This window comes from Halobacillus kuroshimensis DSM 18393 (genome assembly GCF_000425705.1).
GTDB classification, from domain to species: Bacteria; Bacillota; Bacilli; order Bacillales; family Halobacillaceae; genus Halobacillus; species Halobacillus kuroshimensis.
On record NZ_AUDY01000008.1, the window covers coordinates 458,253 to 482,568 of the forward strand.

The following is a 24,316-nucleotide window of genomic DNA, read 5'->3' on the forward strand; positions in this document are numbered from 1 at the left end:
GCTTTTTGTCGTTCTTATTTGTTCATATACTTTTCGATTTCCCATTTGCTGACCTGCAGGGAATATTCTGTCCATTCTTTGCGCTTTTCTTCAATATAAGCACCGGATGTGTGCTCACCAAGGGCAGATAGAAGAAGATCGTCTTTCCCAAGGGCGCCAAGCGCTTCTTTCAAGTTTGTTGGTAGTGTTGGAACACTATCGTCTTCGACTTCATACAGGTTACGGCTTTCTGCTTCGCCGGCGTCCATTTCTTTCTTGATTCCGTCAAGACCTGCCTGGATCAGTACGGCAAGCGTCAAGTAAGGGTTGGCGGTCGGGTCCGGGTTACGGACTTCGAAGCGCGTTCCTTTTCCGCGCGTTGTTGGTACTCGGACCATACAGCTGCGGTTGGAGTGGGACCACGCCACACTTACCGGCGCTTCATAACCTGGTACAAGGCGTTTGTAAGAGTTTACGTTCGGGTTCGTAATCGCAGCGATTCCGCTTGCGTGGTGAAGAATACCCGCAATGAACTGCTTCATTGTTTTGGAAATGCCGTCAGAAGCATCCTCATCATAGAAGGCGCTGTCTCCGTTTTGGAATAAGGATAGGTGACAGTGCATGCCAGAACCGTTTTCACCGGAAATCGGCTTCGGCATGAAGGTTGCATGATAGTCATGGTTGGTGGCGATATCCTTTACAACGTTTTTGAATGTTTGGATGTTATCTGCTGTTTTCACCATGCTGTCAAAACGGAAGTTGATTTCGTGCTGTCCCATAGCCACTTCGTGGTGGGATGCTTCCATTTCGAATCCGTACTTCTTAAGGGTACGCACGATGTCACGGCGCACTTTGTCTCCTTTATCTTTAGGGGAAGCATCGAAGTATCCGCCACGGTCGTTCATTTCGCGGATCGGGTAGCCTGCACTGTCCAGTTTGAATAGGAAGAATTCCGGTTCAGGACCAACGTTAACGGTATAGCCCATATCTTCCGCTTCCTGCATTGCACGCTTAAGAATGAAGCGTGGATCGCCTTCAAACGGAGTACCGTCCGGCTTGTAAATGTCACAGATAAAACGTGCACTGCGATCTTCGTCCACAAGGGATGGAAGCAGGAGGAAGGTGTCGAGATCAGGATAGAGATACATGTCACTTTCCTGAATATCCGAGAATCCGGAAATGGAGGAGCTGTCAAACATCGCTTCGTTCTCAAGAACCATTTCAAGCTCTTCAACTGGAAGTTCTACGTTTTTCGTATCCCCAAGCATGTCTGTGAATTCCAAGATAAGAAATTCAATTTTGTTTTCCTTTACTTCATGAATAATCTGTTCTTTGGTGTATCCCATTGATTTACCCTCTCTCTTTATAATTTGTAAGTTTTGTATCCATTTCACTTTGGATATGTAGCTCTTTTTCTTTATGTAAGGAATTCTAACATAAAGTGTAGAGTAATCTCAAACCCTTTTAGAAAATTCCCCAAAAAAATATTCTGAAACTTGTGTAAAGCAAGAAAATAAGATGGGAATCATAAACATAAAGGGAAGGGGGATGGCCTGTCATGATAAAATTCATCCATTTATGGAAGGTGTTTTTTTGTTTTTTATACTTGTTCCTGCTAAGCGGCATGCAGCCGTGGCTTCAGGAAACGGCATCCGAGGGGCACATTTACAGGTATCTGCTTATTATGCAGACCGCCTATATTCCCGTGGGGATGATCCTTGCCCTTCCGGTGAATTTCTCTTCCTTTCATTTAACAAAGCCGTCCTTTACTCTGCTTACCTTTTATGTCATACCCTGTTTTCTGTTTCTTTATGTACCTTTTTTATTTCCAAGGTTCATGATCTTTCCAGATGTTCTTCATGCTGACCCTTATGCAGGTATGATGGTGCAGGTGCTTCTTGGGTATGGGATGTTCTCCGTCTTGAAGGAGTGTGACCCGTCAAAAAATGGAGACCGTAATGGACGCGGGCGTTAATCTATTTTATAATCGTATCGGACAAGCAAACTTACATAGAAAGGATGATTTTAAATGAGTAAGACATTCATTTTCGGTCATAAAAACCCGGATACCGATACGATTACGTCTGCGCTTGTGTATGCAGATCTGAAAAAGGCCCTTGGCGAGGACGTGGAACCTGTCCGACTTGGCGAAGTGAACGGGGAAACACAATACGCACTGGATCAATTTGACGTAGAGGCGCCGCGTCTTGTCGAGCGTGTATCTGATGAAGTGGAACAAGTAATCCTTGTCGATCACAACGAGCGGCAGCAGAGTGCAGCAGACATTGACGATGTTACGGTTCTTGAAGTCATTGACCACCACCGTATTGCCAACTTCGAAACCAAAGGCCCGCTTTACTACCGTGCAGAACCGGTCGGTTGTACGGCAACGATTCTTCTTAAGCTTTATAAGGAGAAAGGGCAGGAGGTTTCCAAGCCGATGGCAGGGCTGATGCTTTCAGCTATCATCTCGGATTCCCTTCTGTTTAAATCTCCTACATGCACAGGAGAAGACCGTCGTGCAGCGGAAGAGCTTGCTGAAATCGCCGGTGTCGATCCAGAAGAGTACGGCTTGAAAATGTTGAAGGCCGGTGCGGATATCAGTGACAAAACAGCGGAAGAATTGATTTCCCTTGATGCCAAGGAATTCGATATGGGGGGCAGGAAAGTTGAGATCGCCCAGGTGAATACCGTCGATACGAATGATGTCCTTTCCCGTAAAGCAGAGCTTGAAGCAGCCATGGATAAAAACGTGTCTGAAAAAGGACTGGATTTATTCGTGCTTGTCGTTACGGATATTCTTGAAAGTGACTCCACCGTAGTTGCTGTCGGTAGTGAAACAGCAGCTGTCGCCGAAGCTTTTGAGACGTCCCTTGATGGAAACCAGGCGGTCCTGAGCGGCGTTGTTTCCCGTAAGAAACAGATTGTACCACCACTTAATACGTATTTTGGATAAGGAACACAGAACTCCCCTTTCATAAGGGGAGTTTTTTTATGTCATTGACAGCCTTTGGAGAAAACTCTATAATTTGCGATAATGATAATCATTTTCAATAAGGGGATGAACACGTTGACCAGCACGGAAATAGAAATTACCGAACAGGAAAAAACAGAAATCTTTACGTTCCGGCCCTTGAGTGAAAAGGATACCGATACGCTGTTTGAATGGATGCATCAGAGGCACATTGCCCCTTTCTGGAAGCTCGATCTTCCGATGGAGACGTTTGAAGAGTGGGTGCGGGCATCCATCACCGCAGATCACAAAGACTGTTATCTCGTAGACTGGAATGGGGAGCCGGCGGGATATCTTATTGCTTACTGGGCGGGAGAGGATCCTGTGCATCGCCATTATGAGCACGAGGCGGGAGACCTCGGCATGCATGTGCTTGTAGGTCCGGAGAAATTTTTGAACAAGCAGGCAGGACGGCAGCTGCTGCAGTCCATGATTCAGTTTTTGTTCTTTACCTATCATACAGAACGAATCATAGGAGAACCGGATATCCGCAACCGGATCATTATTCCTATCATGAAGGGTCTTGGAGGGAAGGTTCTTCACCGGATTCAACTCCCTCATAAGCGGGCGGCTCTTATTGCAGGAGAGAGGCAGGCAGTTGAACAGGTCCGTAAAAGCCAGGGGATCCAAGTTACCTGCCGGATTACAGAAGAAAAGGAGGGTGTATATGGAAAAGACGCATCAAGTAGATGAACAGGTGCTTGACTTATTACATAAAATCGGCCGGAAAATGGAACAACTCCAGCATCCGTCTTTAGATCTGTTGACGGCCCGCCAGTCGCGCGAGTACTACAAAGTCGCGCGTACGTATTTCCCTGATATCCCTGCACGGGTTGTGAAAACAAGGGAGGATACGGTCCTGTCTTCCGATGGCCATGACATTCCCGTCCGCATCTATACTCCTTCAGATAAAGAGGAACTCCCTGTACTTGTCTATTTCCACGGCGGGGGATGGGTGTTCGGGGATATCGACAGCGCTGATTCCGTCTGCCGTTATCTCTCCTCCCGTTCAGGAGTCATCATCGTTTCTGTCGGATACAGGCTTGCGCCGGAGCACAAGTTCCCTGCAGCTTATAATGATGCATGCGTCTCTGTTTTATGGGCCCGCCGGCAATGGCCCAACGCTCCGATCTATTTAGGGGGAGAAAGTTCGGGCGGTAATCTGGCCGCAGCCACTTCTGGATATTTCAGGGACAATCACGAGGTTTCTATAGAAGGACAGCTGTTGATTACGCCGGTCCTTAATTACGATTTTTCGACGTTCAGCTATCAGGAAGACTTCCGCTATAACTTGACAACGGAAAAGATGAAGTGGTTTTTCAATCATTACTTAAATGTAGAGGAAGAGGGAGAAAAAGAAGAAGTTTCTCCACTCCGCCTGAAGAATAAACGGGGGCTGCCTGAAACCCTTCTGGTAACAGCCCATTTCGATCCCTTGCGTGAGGAGGCCGTTACCTATTACAGACAGCTGCAGGAATCCGGTGTGCCGGCCTCAAGGCTCCATTTCGAAGATCTCGTTCACAGTTTTATCAATATGGCGGGCGCAGTGGAGCGTGCACAAGAAGCCCTTGGAGACATAGCTGCGTCATTTACAACTATGGTTCATCAAAACGAATCATAACAGGAAGGACTGGCGGTACGCGGCACTGTTTCGCACAGCCCATGGAAGGGGCCTCTTTCGATGATCCGAATCGTTTATTCATCACCGGCGGCTTTTTTCATACACTAATAGTCGAGGTGAGGATATGCCGAGAATTCAATATAATAATTCCGATGTTGACTTGATGGCCCGGATGATGCGGGCGGAAGCGGTAGGAGAAGGAAAACAGGGAATGTTGTATGTAGGGAATGTCATTGTAAACAGGGCCAAGGCAGATTGTCTGGATTTTAGAAATGTGCGGAATATCAATGACGTCATTTATCAGGTTCAAGGCGGGAACTTTTCGTTTGAAGCTGTTCAAAAAGGCAACATGTTCTATAACCGTGCACGTTCTACAGAGAAAAGGCTGGCGAAAAAGAATCTGGATTACTGGCGGCAGCATCCAGCTAAATATTCCCTCTGGTATTTCAACCCCTACGCCCCATGCCCTGACACATGGTACGGCCAGCCGTTTGCGGGGCAATACAAGCAGCACTGTTATTATGAGCCGGCTCCAGGGTCCTGTGACAGTGTGTATATCGGAAGTTGAACAGCAAGCATGCAGAGAGGCCCTTGAACGGGTCTCTTTTTTCTATATGAAAGAGGTGGATGGAATTGCCAGTCTCCGGTTTTTTTGAAACAATAGAAGCTGGGTGCAGCCTTACATATACCCTTTAGAGGTCATGATATCAATTGAAGCTGTGGTATTCCTTTTTATTCCATTGTTGATGGATGTTTTATAAGGACTCATTTAGGAAAGACAATCGGAGTGCGCTTCTGCGGGCTTCCGGAATAGGAATCCGGCTTAGACCGTAAGAAACGAGGAGGGGAAGGAATGAATACAATAGAGAGCTTGTACGAGTTTTCCATCGCAGTCCTGCTTCTATGCAGTCTGCTTTCCATCCTGCAGTTGAGAAAAACGAAAAAGCAGAGAAAGCTGTCTCTGTTAGAAACCGGTCTTTATGCGGCTATGCAGGGAGCCGCTGCCTTATGGATCGGAACCTTTCTTTATATCTATTATATCGGGTAAGGCCCGGGATCGTTTCGAAAATCTCAGCGCGCAGTTCATATGAAAACCTGCTATACTTTTTATAAAAGATTTCGAACCTGCCAAACCGGCGGGAGAGGAGGAGCCATCGTGTTAAAGGATAAATACTTAGAACTGCTTGCCAAGGAATACGATAGTGAAGAAAAAGTGATTACCGAACTGATTAATCTGAAAGCTGTCCAGAACCTTCCCAAGGGAACGGAGCACTTCGTCAGTGATCTGCACGGCGAATACCAAGCCTTTCAGCACGTACTCCGGAACGGGTCAGGCAAGGTCCGTGAAAAAATCAGTGATTTGTACAAAGGCATTCTTTCTGAACAGGAATTGAATGAATTCGCTACGCTGATCTATTATCCCGAAGAAAAAATGCAGCGGATTAAAAACTCCTTCGACCGCAGGGAGGATCTTGAGCTGTGGTATGAGGTCATGATTGAGCGGATGATCAAGCTGATTTCGTATGCCTCTTCCAAGTACACCCGCTCCAAGCTCCGCAAAGCCCTTCCGGAGCCTTTTGTTTATATTGTGGAAGAACTGCTGTATAAAACCGAGGACTTTGCGAATAAGGAATCCTACTATAACAAAATCGTCCAGCAGCTGATCTCCCTCAATCAGGCTGATCAGCTGCTTATCGGGCTTTCGTATACAACACAGCGGCTCGTCGTTGATCATCTGCACGTTGTCGGGGATATCTACGACCGTGGCCCTGAGCCGGATAAAATCATGGAAACGTTGATGGACTACCATTCCCTTGATATCCAGTGGGGGAACCATGACGTTCTCTGGATCGGCGCTTATGCCGGCTCACAGGTATGTCTGGCGAACATCATCCGTATTTGTGCGCGCTATAATAACCTCGATATTATTGAAGATATGTACGGCATCAATCTGCGTCCGCTGATGACGCTTGCCGAAAAGTACTATGATGATAATGTGCCTTTTCGACCGAAAATCCAATCCGGTTATCAGCCGTCGGAGGATGAAATTGTCCAAATTTCAAAAATCCATCAGGCCATTGCCATGATCCAGTTCAAACTCGAAAGTCCAATCATCAAACGACGCCCATATTTTAACATGGATGAACGCCTTCTTCTGGAAAAAGTCGACTATGAGCGGCAGGAGATTACGCTAGAGGGAACCACGTATCCGTTGGAAAACACCTGCTTTGCGACCATTGATCCGGAAAACCCGTCCCGGCTCCTTCCAGAAGAGCAGGAAGTCATTGACAAACTGTTATTTTCTGTCCAGCATTCCGAGAAGCTGGCGAGACATATGAAATTCTTAATGAAAAAAGGCAGTCTATATTTGAAATATAATGGCAACCTGCTTATCCACGGGTGTATACCTATCGATGAAGATGGAAATATGGAAGAGATGAAGATTGAAAACCAGACATACGCGGGAAGAGAACTTCTTGACCAATTTGAAAAATTCCTGCGTCAAGCCTTCGCAAATCCGAATACCATCGATGACCTGGCTACAGACATGGTGTGGTATTTATGGACGGGAGAACATTCCTCCTTGTTCGGGAAACGGGCTATGACTACGTTTGAACGCTATTTCATCAGCGACAAGACGACTCATAAAGAGAAGAAAAATCCTTATTATTACCTTCGTGAGGATGAAGAGATCTGCAGGAAAATTTTAAAAGAGTTTGATATGAACCCGGACCAGGGGCATATTATTAACGGCCATACACCAGTGAAGGAGATTGAAGGGGAAAATCCGATCAAGGCGAACGGGAAAATGGTCGTCATCGACGGTGGTTTTTCAAAAGCCTATCAGCCTAAAACCGGAATCGCCGGTTATACGCTCCTTTACAATTCTTACGGGATGCAGCTCGTCGCCCACCAGCACTTCAACTCGAAGGAAGAGGTCCTTCGTGACGGAACCGATGTATTATCCGTGAAACGCCTCGTAGACAAGGAACTGGAACGGAAAAAGGTGATGGAAACGAATGTAGGACAGGAGATTCAGGAAGATATCGATAACCTGAAGCAGCTGTTGAAGGATCGTTATTTGAAGTAAGGGAGAAGATGCAATGAGTGAAACAGGGGTACTCGGGGCAGGAAGTATTCTTATAGGAGACCTGCTTGTCCAGGGCTTGTTTTTTCTGATTCTCGCCGCTGCTGTCGTTGGTGTGGTTTCTTTTGTCATTACATCGAGGAAAAAGAAGGATAGGCTGGACAGGATAGAAGAAAAGCTGGATCTGCTCATCCGTGAATGGAATCACAAAGAATGATAACCAAAGGAAGGCTGGTAAACAGCCTTCCTTTTTTGGCTGTAGAAAAAGTCTGTGGTAACCAGTTAGAGTTTTCCATTTGTCGTGTGAAGGGTCACTTTCCGCATATCGGTGGATGAATGCCGCGGGTACGCCCTCAGCTGACTTGGTCAGGAAGGCCGCCTGCCCAAGTGGATCTTCGGCCCGTGCTGTTCCTGCAGGCATCACCACCGAACGCTCCTCGTGCCGACGTTGGAATATAGAGGAGAGACGCAGGTTCGCAGATTCAAAAGAACGGCTTGGGCTGCACTATGGCCGCTTACGTGGAAAAGAAAAAGAGAAAGAACAGGCGCTGATCACGGCTGCCTGCCGGAATATGAAAAAGATTGTCCTCCATCCAGCAACGATGAGCTGGGTGAAGGAGAGTCTTTTTCATTTTTAAAGAACTTCCAAGGGGCTTTCGCTCCTGGCGGTAAGAAAGAAAAAAGCTTGTAGAAAAAGGACTTGTTTTATCGTGCAGCTTAGCCTTTTCGGTGGGTGCCTGTTGCGGGCGCGGCCTCTAACTTAGTAGTTTTCATTAAACTGCTGGATGATTGTGGTCAACTTGTCGAGCTGCGATGGATTTTGTATGGAAAAAGAAGGATCGTTCACCAACGTTTCGATTTCTTCCTTCAGCGTTCGTAATGAGGACACAAATGCTCTGTTGTCTGCATCTGTCTTCTGTTCGAAGGAATGGTTGGTGATGATTCCATTCAGAGTGAACAGGGCGTTGTTGTACTCGTTGAACCATCCCTTTTCAAGCAGGGCTGAACGTTCGGCCGTATTTAAGAGGCGCTGGTTTCCCGTCAACCGCTGCAGACTTTTGGTCAAAAGGGATGTCCTCGTTTGGGATCCAGCCTCTCCGGAGTCCTGGTTGTGGTAGGATTCAAAGCTGATCGCTACATCTTCCAACATAAAGGGGAGTTCTTTAATGACGGATTCAGCGGCGGCTGCTGAAAATTCATCCACTTCATCCGCCCGGCTGAAATCAAATGCCAGATAGGAAGAGAGGAGTGTTGTGAAAAGGAGAACGGCACTGATCAGTTTCCATCGATTCATGTTTGGGGCTGCCATTCTTCCCGAAGAACTCCCATGCGGATAGAGTCATAATAGTCACCCTGATAGATACGGACTTTCCGCATTCTTCCTTCAATTTTCATCCCCAGCTTCTCCCCGACACGCATCATTCGTTCATTCCGCGACCACGTTGTAAGACCTACCCGGGCCAGTGGGAGGTTCTCGAATAAATGCCCAATCCAAAGCTTGAGCGCTTCTGATCCATAGCCGCCGTTCCAGTAGACAGGGTTGTATATACCGATGCCGACCTCAAGCCACAGCGAAGGCTTGTGCTCCCAGTAATAGGAAACGGTGCCGATGATGACCCCGTTCACTTCAATGATCAATCTGGAATCGGGTTCATCGGGGGCGAGCCTGCGCTTTCTGGCGTACTCATGACTTCTATAGCTGTCCATTGTGTGGGGCTCCAGAGGGTAATAAGGAGCATCCCATTTTTTCCATTCCGCGTTTTTCCCATAAATTAAAGGGTAAAGAATGGGTATATCTTCTTCTTCAATACTTCGAAGTGTAACGAGCTGACTTGTCAGTTTCAGTGCCTTATTCAGTTTTGGCAAGCGTATCCCCCTCCGATCACACTTTTTTCCATCGTACCATAATTGAAGAGAGTTGTTTGAAAAAATGGAAGTGTGGAATTAAAATAAGGAAACGTACATAAGCAGGGCAGGTGAGAAGATGATTCATGTTATGGCCTATTCAAAAGAAAACGGCCTGAAGGAAGGGTTATCGGTGGATGACCTACATCAACAGCAGTGGGATTGGTACTGGGTGGATTTTGAAGCCCCGACGGAAGATGAAGTGAAGCGTTTGGAAACAGATTTCCATTTTCATCCGCTCGCCGTGGAGGACTGCCTCCATGGATTGCAGCGGCCGAAGTTGGATTATTATGATGACCACACCTTTCTCGTCATCCATTCAGTCGACAGCACAACATTGGAACGGAAGGAAGTGGATATCTTTCTCGGGGAATGTTCCATCGTCACCTTTCATAAGGAAAAGAACGGCCCCCTTGATCAAGCGCATAATATCGTAAAACGCACGCGCGATTTCACCCAGGTGGATGAATATTATATCTTTCATCAGATTCTGGATAAAGTGGTCGACAACTATTTCCCGATCATTTACAGAATTGAGGATCATATCAATGATATTGAGGACAACACGAAAAACCTGTCGATGGAAACACTGTTGGAGCAGTTGTTTGACAGGAGGGGGGAGCTGTTGACGTTAAGGCAGACGGTTCACCCGATGCGTGATCTTTTGTACCGGATTTTGAACTCTCATCATTTGGACGGGGTGTTTGAGCGGAGGGAATACTTCGCGGATATCCATGACCACCTGATCAAAGTGGCCGATATGATTTTGTCCAACAGGGAAATGACTCAGGATATCCGGGACAGCTATATGTCATTGAACTCCCATGAGACGAACCGGACGATGCAGATCCTGACTGTCATCAGTGTCATCTTTATGCCTTTGACGTTCATTGTCGGTGTGTATGGCATGAATTTTCAACATATGCCGGAGCTTGGATTTCAATACAGTTACCTGATCGTCTGGATTATTATGATCGGCGTTGCTGCAAGCATGTTCTTCTGGTTCAAAAATAAAGGCTGGTTTGATTAAGAAAAAGGCGGAGGGTGAATCTCCGTCTTTTTTCCGTCTTAAGGAGGAGAAAAGTTCACTCGTCCGGCCGTTAAGGAAATGATGGGGGCGTTCTATACTGGAGATAACCACAAAACAAAGGAGATGAGAGCATGTGGAACCCTTTGGAAATCTCCATTGATATGGAAGAACGCCGGCCTCGATAAACGAAAAAAAGCGCCTGGAGATAATCTCCAGGCGCTTTTGTCTTTAATCTTCCTGATCGAACCAGAGCAGTTCGTCGTCGTCGACGAAACCGTTATAGTTAATAAAGATTTCTTCATCCGCTTTGATATCTGTATGAGCATAAAAGTCAAACGTATGCGTATCAAAATTAATAACATAATTCGCGTTCGGTTTATAAGAATGATTGAACATCATTCCGTATCCAAGGACGAAAGCGGTATGGTTTTCTCCGTATTCAAAGGCATAATCGGCGAGCATCGTTTTTTCAATATGCTCGTGTTCTTCATTCGGGTAGGGGATAACCGGTGCCCTGTGGATCAATTCGTCCTTTTGAATGTTACGGACGGCAAACATTCCGCGTCCCAGTTCGTCGTCTTCCAGTGTGGAAGTCCGTACTTCGATCATTTCGTTCACCTGCACTTTCTGTTGAGCGGTCTTCTTCCTTAGTCTGACAGGTCCAAGGGAAAAATACAACTTTCCCTTTTGAAAGAATAAGAAAATCAAGCGGTTGGATACTATGCGTGACTCATCAAATCAAGGGAGGAGCATTCCCGTTGCTGAAAAAATACAACATGGTGTTCAAAGTATCCGCTGCTATTATGCTTGTGCTGGTCGTGTTCGGAGTCATATGGCCGGACGCGCTTGAGCAGACGACCTCATCCATAAAAACACTCATTGCCGACACCCTCGGGTGGTATTACTTAATTGTTGTCACCTTGTTTCTTCTCGTCTGTCTATCTTTCTTAGTAACACCTCTGGGGAGGATCAAGCTCGGAAAGAGGGACGATAAGCCGGAATTTTCCCGTCCGACCTGGATTGCGATGCTGTTCAGTGCAGGGATGGGAATCGGGCTTGTATTCTGGGGGACTGCTGAGCCGATCAGTCATTATGCCGTCAGTTCGCCGACAGGAGAGACGGGAACCGAGCAGGCTATCAAGGATGCTATGCGCTTTACGTACTTTCACTGGGGCATCCATGCGTGGGCGATTTACGGCATCGTTGCTCTTGTCCTCGCTTATTTTAATTTCCGTCATGAACAGCCGGGGCTGATCAGTGCGACCCTAAAGCCGCTGATCGGCGAGAAAGCAGCGAAGGGGGCTTTCGGTCAGGTCATCGATATTCTGGCTGTCATCGCTACTGTAATCGGGGTTGCAACCACCCTTGGGTTTGGTGCCGTTCAGATAAACGGCGGTCTTTCGTATTTGTTTGATCTTCCATCCGGCATTCTTGTCCAATTCATCATTATTGCTGTCGTGACGGTCTTGTTCATGATTTCCGCCTGGTCAGGACTTGGAAAAGGAATTAAAATTCTCAGTAATGCCAATATGGGACTGGCGAGTCTGTTGTTCCTGCTCGTCTTCATCCTTGGACCGACGATGTTTATTTTGAATTTATTTACGAACTCGATTGGTACGTATGTGCAGAATCTGCCGATGATGAGCTTCCGGATTGCTCCTTTAAATGCCGAGACGAGAGACTGGATTGACGCGTGGACATTGTTCTACTGGGCCTGGTGGATCGCCTGGAGTCCGTTCGTCGGTGTATTCATCGCAAGGGTTTCCCGAGGCCGGACCATCCGGGAATTTGTTTTTACGGTCTTGATTGTTCCATCCATCATTGGGTTTCTTTGGTTTTCTACATTCGGAGGAACAGCCATTGATATGGAGCACAGCGGTCTTCGTATGATATCTGAACTGGCAGCTGAGGAGTCCTTGTTCGGAGTATTTGAAAATCTCCCGCTCAGCTGGATTGCTTCCATTACAGCCATGACGCTTGTGGCAACCTTTTTCATTACCTCTGCGGACTCCGGGACATTTGTACTCGGGATGATGACGACAGGGGGATCGGAGACACCGGGAACTTCCATCAAGCTGACGTGGGGCGTGCTTCTTTCCGCAACAGCGGTTGCTCTTCTATACACGGGAGGCCTGCAGGCTCTGCAGAACACGATGATCATTGCGGCTCTGCCGTTTTCCATAATTATGCTGCTGATGGTTATCAGCTTTATCAAGGCGATTTATAAGGAGGGACGGGAACTGGGCGTCGGCCGGTTCAACCCGCCGCATAAAGATAAATAAAAGAACCCCACGGCCGGTAAAGGGCTGTGGGGTTCCGTCTTTGTTCAGTTCTTTAGAATATCGTGATCGACATACCGTTTTCCGTTCAATTCGCTGATGATATTTACAGCTGTTTCTGCACCGTGGCCGGCCGTAATGATGGTGTGTACACTTTTTCCAGCAACTGTCCCCGCTGCCCATGCTTTCGGGAGGGACGTACGCCCGTGCTGGTCTGTTTCTATAATTTTAGCCACCCGTGGTTCGGTGCCATCCGTTGTTTTTATGCCAAGCTGTTCAGCCGCCTTCACGGACATTCCTGTAGCAAAAAGGATGTGTTCCGCCTGATAGCTGCCTTCCGAGGTTGTGATTTCATAATAAGCGCCATCCTTAAAGAAGAGATCAGTGACTTCTTCAGATTTCAACTCCGCTCCGAATTTTTTCAGCTGCTGATGCCCTGTTTCAAGAAGGGCCGGACCCTCTATTGCGTCCACCCCATAATGATTCTCGACCCAGGCTTTTGCGGTTATGCTCTTTCCGTGGTCGAGGACGAGCGTTTTTTTACCTGCTTTCGCTGTAAATAGACCAGCTCCGGCCCCGGCCGGACCGGCACCAATGATCGCAATATCGTACATGCCTGTCACTCCTTTACAAGAAATTGGTAGACAATTCAATTATATCGGAATGATTGGAAAAAATAAATTTCATATTTTATGAGCAACCCCGTTGCTTTATCCATAGATGTCACGTATGATTCATTTCGGAATGCGAAATAAAAGGAGGAGAGATCATGAGTGAAGAACAAACGGTCCGCAATCCGAGGGGATTACTGATCTCTCTTTGTGCGGTCATGATGATGTCTGTGATGAACGGGACAATGTTCAACATTGCCGTTCCGGATATCGCTAAAACGTACCAGCTGATGCCGTCAGAAGTCAGCTGGGTAATGACTGGATATATTATGGTTTACGCTGTAGGGGCTCTTACTTACGGCAAACTTGCTGACTATTATCCGTACAGGACGCTGATTACGTTCGGACTTACGGTTTTTGCCGTAGGGTCTCTGTTCGGTTTCTTTTCCCAAAACTATGCCATGGTTCTCATGGCCCGTGTCATTCAAGCTCTTGGAGGTGCGATGATTCCGGCGCTTGTCTTTCTGGCTCCCATCCGATATTTTCCGAATGAACGCGGAAAAGTACTCGGGATTGTATCTTCGGTCATGGCTTTTGCATCGGGGATCGGTCCGATTGCCGGAGGATTTATCGCTGGCTTCCTTGATTGGCGCTATTTGTTCCTGACATCAGCGCTGATTATCATAACCCTGCCTTTCTTGAGGAAGAATCTGCCTCAGGAAGAAGCGAAGAAGGGATATATCGATTACGTGGGTGCTGGTTTGATCGGAGGTTTCATCTCTACCCTTCTTCTGGCGATTACGCTCGGAGTGACATGGCTTTTTGCTGTGTCCGCCCTGTTTTTTGCCTTGAACCTCTGGAGAATGAAGGCGATTGATGAACCGTTTATCCCGCCTCATCTGTTTAAGGATGTCAAATACACAGCGACAATCGTTACGAGCTTTTTAGGTGTTGTCTGCTTGTTCGGTATGATGTTTATGCTTCCGATCATGTTCAGGGATGCCTACCAGATGGATACGATGACGATCGGTCTGATTCTTTTCCCTGGTGCGGTCAGTGCGGCCCTGATGGGGCAGAAGGGCGGAAACCTTGTCGATTCCAAAGGGAATACCTTTGTCCTTTATCTTGCCTTAACGCTGTTGATTACAGGCTTTACCGTTCTGTCTACACTTGTCGGTGCCCATCCGTATGTGTTGAGTGCCGCTATTATTATTTCATACATGAGCTTCCCGCTCGTTCAGGCTTCCTCCGCCGATATTCTTGCCAACCTGCTTCATAAAAATGAAACAGGTGTCGGGATGGGTGTATTTAATCTCTTGAACTTTGTCTCAGGAGCTTTAAGTGGAGCGGTCATCGGTAAAGCGTTGGATCTGTATGACCCTTTCCAGCCTATAAACGTGCTTGGATTTAACGGGAACACAGCTATTTACAGTAACGTCTTCTTAGTATTTGCTGTCATCATTGCCGTTGGGTTGATTCAATTCAGGTTGAATTACAACAAAACGAGAAAGCCGGCAGCACAAGAAGAACCCGCCTCCTTATAAGGAGCGGGTTCTCAGCTTATAGAGAAACCTCTGTTTCTTTATAAGCTTTTTTCTTTCTTGCCGCCAGGAGCGAAAGCCCCCTCCCTTTCCGCGGACGAGCGCCCGAGCTTCCTCGCAAAACCCATGCTCGGCGATCTCGGACCACTCGTTCTTCCGCAGGAGTGGAAGGGGCACCGCTCCTTGGGAGTTCTTTAACATCGAAAAAGACTCTCCTTCACCCAGCTCACCCTTGCTGGACGGAGGACAATCTTTTTCATATTCCGGCTGGCAGCCGTCATCAGCGTCTGTTCTTTCCCTTTTTCTTTCCACGCAAGCGTCCATAACGCCGCCCATGCTGCTCTTTTGAATCTGCGAACCTGCGTAAGGCACAATCTCTCTCCTCTATATTCTAACGTCGGCACGAGGAGCGTTCGGTGGGGATGCCTGCGGGAACAGCACGGGCCGAAGATCCACTTGGGCAGGCGACCTTCCTGACCAAGTTAGCTGAGGGCGTGCCCGCGGCATTCATCCACCGATAAGCGGAAAGTGACCCTTCACACGACAAATGGAAAACTCTAACTGGTTACCACAGACTTTTTCTACAGCCAAAGAACCCGCCTCCTTATAAGGAGCGGGTTCTTTTTCAGTTTGTATGATAAAAAAAGTGATGATTGCATAATTCGGTAAGTATGCCTGTTTACACAGGGATGGATGTTTCGTCTGTGACCATGGAAGAACTGTATTTCCTGCGGCAGACACTGTTTACGATGGTGTCGTCAAGAAATGTGGTGATTTCGTCGTACACATCTTCCACACAGCGGCCGTCGATGATCAGCACGAACGGGTCATCTATATTCATGAAAAGGAAAAAGGACAGCATTTTAGGAAGGTGTCCGGCATCTGCAATCAATTGATTCTGATGAATGTATAAGTCGCATCCATGCTGTTTGACGGTGTGGTGCACCTTCATGATTTCATTCGTTTTCAAGGGACGGTTCAACTGAATCTGGTAAGAAGACAGCTCATTCACTGTCGTCACCTCCGTTTAGTTTGTTGATATAACGTTACCCTGGTGCTGTTTATACTAAACATCGACGCGTTTACTCTTCATATATCATTTTCCGTGTCATTCCACCATCTACCACAAGGTTTTCCCCATTCACAAAATCGTTCTCCGGATCGGTCAGGTAAAAGCAGGCTTTCGCCACATCCATCGTCCGGCCAACGCGATTGGATAAATGCTGGAGGTGGTCCGCTTCTGTCAGCTCCTCCCGGCCGGTGTGGATCCAGCCAGGGCTGATGCAGTTGACCCGGATGGACCACGGTGACAGGGAAGAGGCCATGGCATGAGTCAGTGCTGTAATGCCGCCTTTGCTGGCTGCATAGGCTTCTGAGTCCGGTTCACTCATCAAAGCTCTCGTGGAAGCCATATTTACGATTCTTCCTTTCGTCCCATTCTTTTTCCAAAGAGCTGCAGCGAGCTTGGAAAAGAGAAATACGCTGCGGAGGTTGGTATTCAGTATCCGGTCCCAATCGTCCACAGACAACTCGAACATGGATGTGAAAGTGCTTTCCCCAGCATTATTGATAAGGATCGAAAAGGAACGGCTGTCTTCATTCAACTGTTGAAAAAGCTCCGCTGTACTATCCGGGTCACTGACATCACAATAGTAAAAAGCGCCTCTTCCGCCCGGGAGATTTTCGAGTGCTTCTTTTCCTTTTTCCCGGTCCTTATCCACCCCGATGACCTGAAAGCCTTTTTCTGCATAAAATCTTGCTGTTCCAAAACCAATACCATCTGCCGCACCTGTGATCAGGACGGTTTCATTCCGTTCGCTCATGGGTTGTCCACCTTTTTCTCTAGATTGGAATAGCTTTTCAGCCTTGTTCAAAAGCAAGCCTCATGATAAGCTTTTTTTTAACAAAAGAATGCACGTTCTCTCCCGTATAGCCCACCCCATCAGGGAGAGACTGGAAATTGACGGAGGTGATCGTATGACTCGTGTTACCCTTGTAGATGTATTTAAGCACAGAATAACACAAAAGTATCTTCAACGCTCAGGCATCCATCACGCGGTCACCGTGGCAGGTTATGCGTTTGATATGGCAGTTGAAAAAGGGGTAGATCCAGATCTTGCAGCGAAATCAGCCCTGCTTCATGATATGGGGCACTATGAATGGTACAGGGATGGGAAATGGGATTATGATGAATACCGCCGCCATGACATCCATGCCATAAAAGGTGCAGAGAGAGCTCATAAACTGCTGATCCGGCTTGGAGAAGACCGGCTTACCGCGAAGGAAGTATCCGTCGCTGTTCTTCTGCATACGGACAGCTACCTTCCGTTTGGACTGGATGAAAAAAGAACCTCGCTCCAGCAGGTGGTCGCAAAGGCCGATGAAAAAGATGAACAGCCGATGGGGCTGCATCATTATAAGGAAATGGATAAAAGTGAAGCATTGAAACGCCTGCACGAACTGGACCAGAAAATCGAAGCCTTTTTCGATGAGAGGGATCCTGAATCTGTATAAAGCATTTCAGAAAAGTCAAATGATTTACGCAAAAAAAGGTTTACAATTGGAAAAAGGTCCTATATACTTTCCATTGTAAGAAAAAATTCTCAGAAAGCGAGGTCGGAAATCATGAAAAACACAATGACGGTTTACCTGAATAATTTCATACCATCGACCTGCGCTCGGAATCATATCTGAGACCAACGACTATTTTACCTACAATGAATCATGATAGCCGCAGGAGGTGCATATTGTATTCCTGTGGCTTTTTTAATGGATTTGAATGTTGAAAAGCCGCAGCCCTCCTGCGGCTTTTTCTTATGCTGTCAAAGAGTAATTTTACTCTTTTGATATAAAATTACACTATATTTATGAAGGAGTTGAAAACTATGACGATTCATTTTTTTCTGTTTACGATTCATGTAACCAAAAAGACACAGCAGCGGCTGCAGCCGCTTCCCGGGTACCACCCCACAGTCAAAGACGAATGGCTCGACCGTAAATCATCCGCTTTTAACCGCTACGTGTAAAAACAAGAAGGAGGAGAATAAACAATGACACAAACATTCAAGATGGTCTTCATGAGCTGGTTCAATGCGGAGAAGGATACGGATTAGCCTCATTACAAAGAGGAGGTAGAACGATGAGATTAAATATGCTGATGTTTACGATTGTTATTGAACGGACCAGTCGTAAAAACGTTGATCATTCCATCCAACGTGCCCGCACGATTGGGAAGAAGATCAATGATGTGAAATCCAAATACCACATATAATATAAACCCCTGCACAGCAGGGGTTTTTTCTATAGTGTGCCTGGCAGTGAATCCTGATTTTAACATCATATTGAAGTGTAGTGCGGTGAAGAATAAGGACGATGGGAGGGAGTCGAGATGGCTTCAGGGAATAAGAAACTTGCTGAAACAGGCAAAAAGAAACAGGCAGAACGTAAACGAGGACGTGGTAAAGACCAGGGTGAAACAGCCGTGAACCACGTAGTCAATGTCTATGACCCCATCTAACTGAAAAATGACAGCAAAAGCTGTCCGGAGGAAGTCGGGAAATTTCCCGACTTCCTTTTTCTTATGGATAAACAATAAAAACAAGGCTGTCGAGAAAGTCTCGACAGCCTTGTTTTTTTCTGATTTCTTTTATTTTTCACCTTGTTCATTTGATATCCTAAAAATTAGAATCTGTATAGGCGATGATTTTTTGTTTCAGTCAAGGCTGGACAGGCGTGCCTCATCGTACACGTTATTGATGATCTCTTTGAATTTTTATAGGTGACGGGTAATCCTTTATGGAACACCTTTCACCGTATCCTGTCCGGGGGGCTTATCGGTGGATACATCCGCAGCAGGCCCGTCACTCCAAAACGCTTCCATATTCGATTCTTTACGTAACGTCCATGAGAAGAACATGAGCTGTCTTTATGTTTCAGAGTCGTCTGTAAAGGGAAAAAATGATTACATTCGACAATCTTTGAAAAAGTTGGAAAAATGCTTTATGTTCTAAGGAGAGTATCCATTTTACTGGGTGACAGAAAGGAAAGAAAACATATGGCACATTTACATAGAACACCTCTTCCCGTCCCTGAAGCAGTGGAAAGAGTAATGCAGTACAAACGGAAGGGCGGAGTAGAAAGGAAACACCTTCATGAAAGTGGTGGACGAGTGCTGGCAGAAGATGTATCTGCCACTCATGCCGTACCTCCTTTTCATAAATCCCCTTACGACGGATTTGCCTTGTGCTCAGCGGATACAAAAGACCTGTCCCGTGAAAATCCGGGAACGTTCCGGGTTATTGAAACGGTGGCTGCAGGACACCGGGCTTCAAGGGAACTGCGGCCGGGGGAGGCCGTCAGAATTATGACAGGTGCTGAAATCCCACAGGGGGCGGACTGCGTAGCTATGTTCGAAATCTGCACCACTGGGGAGGATCAAACAGGGCACCCGGTTATGACGCTCAAGAGGAGGATGGATGCATGGCAGAATGTGATCCAGAAGGGTTCCGAAACAGAGCAGGGAGAAGTGCTCGTACCGGAAGGATCTAAAATTAACCCGGGTGTGCGAGCCCTGCTGGCGACGTTCGGCTATTCTGAAATCAGCGTATATAAGAAACCCTTGGTAGGTGTTTTTGCCACAGGTACAGAACTCCTTGAAGTGGATGAACCTATGGAACCTGGGAAAATCCGCAATTCCAATGCATCTATGATTCAGGCCCAGCTGGAGAGGTCCGGAGCAGCTTGTACATACTTAGGAAAACTGGATGATGATTTTGACTCGTGCTATGAAGCGGTATCCAGCGCTCTTGGAGATTACGATGTATTGATTACAACGGGGGGCGTCTCTGTCGGGGATTATGATCTGATGCCGGACATATACGAAAAACTGGGTGCGGAAGTTCTATTCAATAAGGTGGCGATGAGACCAGGGAGTGTCACAACTGTCGCTGAGCATCACGGAAAAGTGCTGTATGGACTGAGTGGAAATCCTTCAGCCTGCTATGTCGGGTATGAATTATTTGCCCATCCGATCCTTCAGCATTTTATGGGGAACACACGTCCTTATCACACCCGGGTGCAGGCAGTTCTTGGTCAGGATTTCAAGAAAGCCAATCCATTTATGAGGTTCGTCCGTGGGAAACTGCACTACGAAGAGGGAAAGGTCGTCGTTTATCCCGCCGGCATGGATAAATCAGCCGTTGTGACCTCACTGGCCCATACCGATGTGTTCATCGTCTTAAGAGGCGGTACAAGGGGGTACAGCAAAGGGGACATGGTGGAAGCCGTCCTTTTGGAAGACCAGACGGGTCAAACACAATTTTAAAGGGGTGATCCTATCGATTCCCGTATCATAGACCGACTAGGAAGGCCGATTAAAGATCTGCGGATATCTGTTATTGATAAATGCAATTTCCGCTGCAGCTATTGTATGCCTGCCGAGATTTTTGGACCGGATTATCTATTTATGCCGGAAAAAGAGCGGCTTAGCTTTGATGAGATCATACGTCTTGTACACATCTTTGCCCAATTCGGTGTCGAAAAGATCCGCCTGACCGGAGGGGAACCTCTGCTCAGAAAGGATTTGGATGTACTCATCCGCCGTATCCGGGAAATTGACGGAATCAAAGATATCGCCTTGACGACGAATGCGGTTATGCTTGTGAAACAGGCAGAAAAATTGAAGGCGTCAGGACTTGACCGGGTAAATATCAGTCTTGACGCCATTGAAGATGAAGTGTTCAAGAAAACCAACGGCAGAGGGGTTCATACGGATCCGGTCCTGCGTGGAATTGAAGCTGCGAGAAAGGCTGGACTGGGAATTAAAATAAACATGGTCGTAAAAAAAGGAATGAATGAAGATCAGATTCTTCCGATGGCCCGCTACTTTAAAAAGACAGGGGACAACCTTCGATTCATTGAATTCATGGAAGTCGGAAACCATAATGGATGGAATATGGATGCCGTCGTATCAAAAAAAGCAATCGTGGATGCTATTCATGAGGAGATGCCGTTAATTCCGGCAGAAGCTAATTATTACGGAGAAGTGGCCTCCCGTTATCAATATGAGGATGGAGCAGGAGAAATCGGCATCATTTCATCGGTTACTGAAGCATTCTGCTCCAGCTGCACGAGAGCCCGTTTGTCAGCAGACGGGCAGTTGTACACCTGCCTGTTTGCGGATTCAGGATACGATCTGCGTGGACGGCTGCGGGAGGATTGGAGTGACGAGGACCTGACCGATTATTTGATGGCTGTATGGGAAGGACGTGCCGATCAATACTCGGCCGACAGGGCCCGGGGAAAACCGATGAAAGAGCGGAAAATTGAAATGTCCTACATCGGCGGATAGAAAAAAGTAAAATTCAGGCTTTTCTCCCCCCCTGTTTTTCCTCTATAATGAGTTATAATGATGAATCCCGGAGGTCATTCGGATGAAAACCTTTAAATTGATTTCATTGGACATTGTCGAAGAGAAGAACGAAGACATTACGCAGCGGAGAATCAAGCTGCAGGATGGTTTAATTATCAACCGTGAAGATGATCACGGGCGCTGGGTGATTGAAGCCTATATGGATAGCAGCTACCGTTCCTTTTTTGAGGATATGTACCGGAACGGGGATGAGATTATTATCCAGGCGAAGATTACGAAACAGACGAACCGTCCCGCTACGTTTATGGTCAAACCGATTGATTTTAATGAAATTGGTGGTTCAATGAATGTCATTTTCATGGGAACGATGATGGACCGTCAACAGGAACAGGTTGAAAAAGTGCTCAAACAGCTGCTTGATGAAGGGTATCAAGGGGATGATCTGTTGGAGCAGTTCAAGCAGAAAGGCAGCGAATCGAAAGCTTAATTGAACGGACAGAGGCGTCTGGGATCCCCCAGACGCCTTCTATGTGCTCCTTTTATCAGCTTTTGTAAATTCATAAATCAACGAAGTATTATGTCGATTATCCTGCTATACTATGAATGATGGTCATCATCGAACAGAAAAGCAGCATCAAAAGGAGTTTTAGTATGTGGGTGAGAAGAAAAGGCCTGCGATGGCTTAACGATTTAACACCATTTCAGTTGATTGCAGTGTATTACCTGCTCGCTGTGACCATATCTTCCATCTTAATCGCTCTGCCTGTAGCTCACCAGGACGGCGTGAAGTTGGATTTTATTGATATATTATTTACAGCTGTCAGTGCTGTCAGCGTAACAGGGTTGACGACAGTTCCTACAGCCGAGACATTCAGTACACCGGGCATTTTCATCCTCGCAATCGTCCTGCAGCTTGGCGGGATCGGAGTCATGACGCTTGGAACACTGATCTGGCTTGTTCTCGGGAAGAAGATCGGCCTGAAGGAACGGCGTTTGATCATGACCGATCAGAATCAGACGTCCTTCCAGGGAATGGTACGGCTTGTGAAGGAAATTGTCCTCGTTGTGCTTTTAATCGAATTGATTGGATTTTTAGTGCTGGGGACGTACTACCTCCAGTATTTCGATCCCGGGGAAGCTTATCTTCAAGGATTTTTCGGGACGATCAGTGCCATGACCAACGGTGGTTTTGACATTACAGGGCAGTCACTCGTTCTCTTCAAGGACGACTACTTTGTCCAGTTCATTAATATGATTTTAATTATAGCAGGGGCGATCGGCTTTCCTGTCTTAATTGAAGTAAAGCAGTACCTCCTCCAAAACCAGGAGGAGAAAACGATTCGTTTTTCCTTGTTTGCCAAGCTTACAACCCTGACATTTTTTGTCCTGGTTGTGTTCGGAACAATCATGATTGTCCTGCTTGAATTCAATCATTTCTTTGCTGGTAAGACATGGCATGAAATATTCTTTTATGCGCTCTTTCAATCCGTCACCACACGGAGCGGTGGCTTATCCACGCTGGATATCAACCAGTTTACAGAGCAGACCCAGTTGTTCATGTCCTCGCTGATGTTTATAGGTGCGTCTCCAAGCAGTGTCGGAGGCGGGATTCGAACGACGACCTTTGCACTCGTAGTCATTTTTGTGCTCACGTTTGCCCGCGGAGGAAATAACATCCGTATTTTCCGTCGTGAGGTTCATCCAGCAGACTTGAATAAAGCTGTAGTCGTTTTGATTGTTGCTTTATTTGTCTGTCTGAGCGCTGTGATTACACTAACGATTACAGAACCATTTACTCTGAATGAACTTGTGTTTGAAGTAACATCGGCATTCGGAACAGTCGGGTTGTCCCTAGGGATCACCCCTGGAATGACAACATTTGGAAAGTGTGTGTTAATGCTCCTCATGTTCTTAGGAAGAATAGGTCTGTTGACATTCTTATTTACGTTCCAGAAAAATGATGCCAGGGGAAATTACCATTATCCGAGAGAAAGAATCATCATTGGATAAAAAAATATGAGTATGGCTGGGGCATTCAAATTCATCGTGCCCGGTGGAAGAACAGGTTCAAAGCCGGATTCAAGCTCTACTCCTGTTCTTTATGGAAACCGTGGAAATCGTCCACGGCACCGATCATGCAGCAGGAAGCTGTTCCCAACGAACACGGTTTTGATGCTGCAGAAAATGACAAAGAACACAGCGCGTGGGCTGTGTTCTTTTTTAATAAGGTATAGGATGAGTCTGGAGAAAGGGGACAGGGAGATGACGTACCCTCCTGTTCCCGAACTTTCTTTTCAGACCGGCCAGCCCGCCTGATCTCACTCCGGCAGTTTATGACCAACCCATCAGCAGTAAAACGCTGCACCTACAATAATAAGCAGGATGAACAATACGACGATTAAAGCAAAGTTGTTGCGGTAGCAAGGTCTGTGGCATTGTCTTCCTCCGTAAGGATAGCCTCCGTACATAAGCTCACCTCCTGTTGTTACATTCGTAGCCTATGCAGAGGAAGGCTCTTGTGTATGGTCATTCACCCAGAAAGGTCAGTTCATAAATGTCGGTGGAGATAACTTCGTAATGCTGCTCCTTTGATGAAGGGCATCAGCCTGCTGCGTCTGCTGATGGCTGCATTGGTCGAGTTCTTCGCACCAGTGGTTTATCTGTTCATTGTTATACTGGTTATGGGGCGGATGCTGAGTCGAATGAGAAGGGTAATAAGGTCCCGAAATTCTTTGGTTTGCATACATAGACAGTCCTCCTTCGGCTGTATTTTTCCCATAACTCATGATTTTATCCAGTTTAAATCGGTTGAGGAGAAGGTTTTTTGACACATGTGTCGAAAATTATTAAGGTGAATGCTCTTATGTAGGTTATAGAAC

The 24,316-nt window shown here is 46.7% G+C and carries 29 protein-coding genes; 20 read left to right on the forward strand and 9 right to left on the reverse strand.

The features are described from left to right. Positions 1-14: 14 nt before the first annotated feature. Entirely contained in the window at positions 15-1,325 is a 1,311-nt protein-coding gene (glnA, locus tag H615_RS0104190) for a type I glutamate--ammonia ligase (RefSeq protein WP_027953966.1), read from the reverse strand. A gap of 212 nt (positions 1,326-1,537) precedes the next feature. Between glnA and H615_RS0104195 the strand changes: the two genes are divergently transcribed. The 9 genes from H615_RS0104195 to H615_RS0104235 all read left to right on the forward strand — a co-directional run bounded on the left by H615_RS0104195 (position 1,538) and on the right by H615_RS0104235 (position 8,339). After that, complete coding sequence (locus tag H615_RS0104195; RefSeq protein ID WP_027953967.1) at positions 1,538-1,954, forward strand: hypothetical protein; 417 nt, start codon at positions 1,538-1,540, stop codon at positions 1,952-1,954. Positions 1,955-2,008: 54 nt separating this feature from the next. Then, positions 2,009-2,935 (forward strand): manganese-dependent inorganic pyrophosphatase, encoded by a 927-nt coding sequence (locus H615_RS0104200; RefSeq protein WP_027953968.1) that lies wholly within the window; start codon positions 2,009-2,011, stop codon positions 2,933-2,935. Positions 2,936-3,049: 114 nt separating this feature from the next. Continuing rightward, positions 3,050-3,685, forward strand: coding sequence for a GNAT family N-acetyltransferase (locus H615_RS20875; protein WP_051254591.1), 636 nt, complete (start codon positions 3,050-3,052; stop codon positions 3,683-3,685). Next, complete coding sequence (locus H615_RS0104210) at positions 3,660-4,613, forward strand: alpha/beta hydrolase (RefSeq protein WP_035531256.1); 954 nt, start codon at positions 3,660-3,662, stop codon at positions 4,611-4,613. The genes H615_RS20875 and H615_RS0104210 overlap by 26 nt, the downstream gene beginning before the upstream one ends. Before the next feature lie 124 nt (positions 4,614-4,737). After that, a complete protein-coding gene (locus H615_RS0104215; RefSeq protein ID WP_027953970.1) occupies positions 4,738-5,181 on the forward strand; it encodes a cell wall hydrolase in 444 nt (147 codons plus the stop codon). A gap of 285 nt (positions 5,182-5,466) precedes the next feature. Further along, a complete protein-coding gene (locus H615_RS0104220; RefSeq protein WP_027953971.1) occupies positions 5,467-5,661 on the forward strand; it encodes a hypothetical protein in 195 nt (64 codons plus the stop codon). Positions 5,662-5,769: 108 nt separating this feature from the next. Further along, positions 5,770-7,704: a fructose-bisphosphatase class III gene (locus H615_RS0104225; protein ID WP_027953972.1), complete on the forward strand. Its 1,935-nt coding sequence runs from the start codon at positions 5,770-5,772 to the stop codon at positions 7,702-7,704. A 13-nt stretch (positions 7,705-7,717) separates the two neighbouring features. Next, positions 7,718-7,918: a hypothetical protein gene (locus H615_RS0104230; RefSeq protein ID WP_027953973.1), complete on the forward strand. Its 201-nt coding sequence runs from the start codon at positions 7,718-7,720 to the stop codon at positions 7,916-7,918. Between the two features lie 115 nt (positions 7,919-8,033). Then, positions 8,034-8,339, forward strand: a complete 306-nt coding sequence (locus tag H615_RS0104235) for a hypothetical protein (RefSeq protein ID WP_027953974.1) — start codon at positions 8,034-8,036, stop codon at positions 8,337-8,339. Between the two features lie 122 nt (positions 8,340-8,461). Here H615_RS0104235 and H615_RS0104240 read toward each other — a convergent pair whose 3' ends face one another. Together H615_RS0104240 and H615_RS0104245 are read right to left on the reverse strand one after the other, a co-directional pair. Continuing rightward, a complete protein-coding gene (locus H615_RS0104240; protein WP_156896439.1) occupies positions 8,462-8,995 on the reverse strand; it encodes a hypothetical protein in 534 nt (177 codons plus the stop codon). Continuing rightward, positions 8,992-9,558: a GNAT family N-acetyltransferase gene (locus tag H615_RS0104245; RefSeq protein WP_027953976.1), complete on the reverse strand. Its 567-nt coding sequence runs from the start codon at positions 9,556-9,558 to the stop codon at positions 8,992-8,994. The genes H615_RS0104240 and H615_RS0104245 overlap by 4 nt, the downstream gene beginning before the upstream one ends. A 127-nt stretch (positions 9,559-9,685) precedes the next feature. Here H615_RS0104245 and corA point away from each other — a divergent pair, with 127 nt between their 5' ends. Continuing rightward, complete coding sequence (gene corA / locus H615_RS0104250; RefSeq protein ID WP_027953977.1) at positions 9,686-10,636, forward strand: magnesium/cobalt transporter CorA; 951 nt, start codon at positions 9,686-9,688, stop codon at positions 10,634-10,636. 228 nt (positions 10,637-10,864) lie between these two features. On the opposite strand, the gene H615_RS0104255 is transcribed toward corA, so the two are convergent. Further along, the gene (locus tag H615_RS0104255) at positions 10,865-11,245 is read right to left on the reverse strand and encodes an SET domain-containing protein (protein WP_027953978.1); all 381 of its coding nucleotides are present in this window, start codon (positions 11,243-11,245) and stop codon (positions 10,865-10,867) included. Positions 11,246-11,397: 152 nt separating this feature from the next. On the opposite strand from H615_RS0104255, the gene H615_RS0104260 reads away from it, so the two are divergent. Further along, complete coding sequence (locus H615_RS0104260) at positions 11,398-12,918, forward strand: glycine betaine uptake BCCT transporter (RefSeq protein ID WP_027953979.1); 1,521 nt, start codon at positions 11,398-11,400, stop codon at positions 12,916-12,918. Between the two features lie 44 nt (positions 12,919-12,962). On the opposite strand, the gene H615_RS0104265 is transcribed toward H615_RS0104260, so the two are convergent. After that, on the reverse strand, positions 12,963-13,529 hold the full coding sequence (locus H615_RS0104265; protein ID WP_027953980.1) for an FAD-dependent oxidoreductase: 567 nt from the start codon (positions 13,527-13,529) through the stop codon (positions 12,963-12,965). A 155-nt stretch (positions 13,530-13,684) separates the two neighbouring features. On the opposite strand from H615_RS0104265, the gene H615_RS20880 reads away from it, so the two are divergent. After that, the gene (locus H615_RS20880; protein WP_035531260.1) at positions 13,685-15,070 is read left to right on the forward strand and encodes an MFS transporter; all 1,386 of its coding nucleotides are present in this window, start codon (positions 13,685-13,687) and stop codon (positions 15,068-15,070) included. Between the two features lie 676 nt (positions 15,071-15,746). On the opposite strand, the gene H615_RS0104285 is transcribed toward H615_RS20880, so the two are convergent. Together H615_RS0104285 and H615_RS0104290 are read right to left on the reverse strand one after the other, a co-directional pair. Further along, complete coding sequence (locus tag H615_RS0104285) at positions 15,747-16,079, reverse strand: hypothetical protein (RefSeq protein WP_027953982.1); 333 nt, start codon at positions 16,077-16,079, stop codon at positions 15,747-15,749. A 70-nt stretch (positions 16,080-16,149) separates the two neighbouring features. Further along, positions 16,150-16,890, reverse strand: a complete 741-nt coding sequence (locus tag H615_RS0104290; RefSeq protein ID WP_027953983.1) for an SDR family NAD(P)-dependent oxidoreductase — start codon at positions 16,888-16,890, stop codon at positions 16,150-16,152. Between the two features lie 154 nt (positions 16,891-17,044). Here H615_RS0104290 and H615_RS0104295 point away from each other — a divergent pair, with 154 nt between their 5' ends. The 8 genes from H615_RS0104295 (at position 17,045) to H615_RS0104330 (ending at position 23,447) form a co-directional block, all read left to right on the forward strand. After that, on the forward strand, positions 17,045-17,581 hold the full coding sequence (locus H615_RS0104295; RefSeq protein ID WP_027953984.1) for an HD domain-containing protein: 537 nt from the start codon (positions 17,045-17,047) through the stop codon (positions 17,579-17,581). Positions 17,582-17,952: 371 nt separating this feature from the next. Continuing rightward, positions 17,953-18,093, forward strand: a complete 141-nt coding sequence (locus H615_RS22275; RefSeq protein WP_156896440.1) for a hypothetical protein — start codon at positions 17,953-17,955, stop codon at positions 18,091-18,093. Positions 18,094-18,206: 113 nt separating this feature from the next. Next, positions 18,207-18,338, forward strand: a complete 132-nt coding sequence (locus H615_RS22785) for a hypothetical protein (protein WP_277988072.1) — start codon at positions 18,207-18,209, stop codon at positions 18,336-18,338. Positions 18,339-18,455: 117 nt separating this feature from the next. After that, positions 18,456-18,584, forward strand: a complete 129-nt coding sequence (locus H615_RS22790) for a hypothetical protein (protein WP_277988073.1) — start codon at positions 18,456-18,458, stop codon at positions 18,582-18,584. Positions 18,585-19,121: 537 nt separating this feature from the next. After that, positions 19,122-20,390 carry a molybdopterin molybdotransferase MoeA gene (locus tag H615_RS0104315; RefSeq protein ID WP_027953985.1) on the forward strand — a complete coding sequence of 423 codons (1,269 nt, stop codon included), beginning with the start codon at positions 19,122-19,124 and terminating at the stop codon, positions 20,388-20,390. Positions 20,391-20,402: 12 nt separating this feature from the next. Then, positions 20,403-21,416 carry a GTP 3',8-cyclase MoaA gene (moaA, locus tag H615_RS0104320; RefSeq protein WP_027953986.1) on the forward strand — a complete coding sequence of 338 codons (1,014 nt, stop codon included), beginning with the start codon at positions 20,403-20,405 and terminating at the stop codon, positions 21,414-21,416. An 82-nt stretch (positions 21,417-21,498) separates the two neighbouring features. Further along, the gene (locus H615_RS0104325) at positions 21,499-21,924 is read left to right on the forward strand and encodes a YwpF-like family protein (RefSeq protein ID WP_027953987.1); all 426 of its coding nucleotides are present in this window, start codon (positions 21,499-21,501) and stop codon (positions 21,922-21,924) included. Between the two features lie 164 nt (positions 21,925-22,088). Continuing rightward, positions 22,089-23,447, forward strand: coding sequence for a TrkH family potassium uptake protein (locus tag H615_RS0104330; RefSeq protein WP_027953988.1), 1,359 nt, complete (start codon positions 22,089-22,091; stop codon positions 23,445-23,447). Between the two features lie 335 nt (positions 23,448-23,782). Here H615_RS0104330 and H615_RS21965 read toward each other — a convergent pair whose 3' ends face one another. Both H615_RS21965 and H615_RS0104340 read right to left on the reverse strand, forming a co-directional pair. After that, the gene (locus tag H615_RS21965; RefSeq protein ID WP_084162986.1) at positions 23,783-23,905 is read right to left on the reverse strand and encodes a YjcZ family sporulation protein; all 123 of its coding nucleotides are present in this window, start codon (positions 23,903-23,905) and stop codon (positions 23,783-23,785) included. Between the two features lie 75 nt (positions 23,906-23,980). Further along, positions 23,981-24,184, reverse strand: a complete 204-nt coding sequence (locus H615_RS0104340; protein ID WP_027953989.1) for a hypothetical protein — start codon at positions 24,182-24,184, stop codon at positions 23,981-23,983. Positions 24,185-24,316: the final 132 nt, after the last annotated feature.